Raw genomic sequence first — 1,116 nt, forward strand, 5'->3', positions numbered from 1 at the left:
CACCAGCTCCACCAAACGGACTAACCAAATGTATTTTTTTTAGCAACAAAAAAGTACTAACCAATAAAAAGTGTTCTATAATGCAAGCCAAAGATATCGATAACCTTCTCCAAAACAAAGAGAAAGAGTCACACACCAACCTACAACAGGCCCTCAAACCCAACCTCAGGCGTGTTTTCTCCTCTGAGACGCGCTGCTCTCCCATCAGGAGTGAAGAATGATCCAAACATCTTGGCGAAAAAGCCCTCTGATCTTGCTCACCCTCTTCTTATTGACAGGCGGAACAGGCTCATTTCAAGCCTGTAGCTGTGGCGTCCATCCTTCTCGCTTATGCGGAGATGGGACTTGCTCCGCCCCCTCAGAGAACTGCTCCACCTGCCCCCAAGACTGCGCCTGCACCTCTGGCCAAACTTGCCAGAGTGGTCAATGCCTCTCAAAAGAACGTTGTGGAGATGGACGCTGCGCTCTTCCTGAGGACTGTTCTACCTGTCCCCAAGACTGCTCCTGCCCCTCAGGATCGACGTGCCAGGCGCAACAATGCGTGCAGACAAAACCTTGTGGAGACGGGTTTTGCTCCGCCCCCTCAGAGAACTGCTCTACCTGCCCCCAAGACTGCTCCTGCTCCTCAGCTCAAGTGTGTCGCAACGGCCAATGCGTCTCAAAAGTAACTTGCGGAGATGGGACTTGCACTCCTTCCTCCGAAAACTGCTCCACCTGCCCCCAAGACTGTGCCTGTCCCAAAGGCTTTGCGTGCATCCAAAAGAGCTGCAAGCAACAAACAACGCAATGGAAAAAAGAAGTCAAAGTGTTCTTGTTGATCTTCGACCCGTTGATGAAGACAAAGGGCAACCGTAGGCTCAGCCAGGTCAAGGGCTGGAATGATGCAGACCAACTGAGCAAACAAATCGCAGCAGATCTCACAGAAGTCTCTGGAGGCTCAGTCACGTTCAAGATCACGAGGAGAGAACAAGTCAACGCCTTCCCGAAAAAGAAAGACGGATTTGTTTACACAGAAAGTAGCTACCTTTCGGGCAAATGGCATCAACCTGACGCCGTTGATTATCATTGGGTGATCAAGACTTACAACATTGCGAGTGAGATCGACGCAGGGCGCTA

The 1,116-nt window shown here is 50.9% G+C and carries 1 protein-coding gene; it reads left to right on the plus strand.

Going from position 1 to position 1,116, the window contains the following annotated elements:
• Positions 1-634 precede the first annotated feature (634 nt).
• The coding region (locus tag D6783_01400) for a hypothetical protein (protein ID RME53640.1) at positions 635-1,116 on the plus strand (482 nt) is incomplete at its 3' end.

The organism is Candidatus Woesearchaeota archaeon (assembly GCA_003694805.1).
In the GTDB taxonomy this organism is placed as follows: Archaea; Nanobdellota; Nanobdellia; order Woesearchaeales; family J110; genus J110.